The following is a 278-nucleotide window of genomic DNA, read 5'->3' on the forward strand; positions in this document are numbered from 1 at the left end:
GCCAGCGGCCGGGTGGATTTCGGCGGTACCGGCTATGCGCCCGGGGGCGGCATCGGCACTCCCGGCGGGCAGCCGGTGGAGGGCCCGCTTCGGGCGGAACTGACCCGGGCGCTGACCGTCGCCTGCCTTGCCAACAACGCCGTGCTGCGGGAAAGCGAGGGGCGCTGGTCGGTGCAGGGGGACCCCACGGAGGGAGCGCTGATCGTCGCTGCCCGCAAGGCGGGGCACGGGGATGCGGCGCTCGACGCCCGCTTCGCCCGGACGGCCGAGGTGCCCTT

1 pseudogene is annotated in these 278 nt (G+C 75.9%); it reads left to right on the forward strand.

The features are described from left to right. Positions 1-278, forward strand: a pseudogene (locus MJ643_RS30695) (hypothetical protein); the annotation flags it as partial.

It is taken from the genome of Pseudomonas sp. PNPG3 (genome assembly GCF_023093815.1).
GTDB lineage: Bacteria > Pseudomonadota > Gammaproteobacteria > Pseudomonadales > Pseudomonadaceae > Aquipseudomonas > Aquipseudomonas asiatica.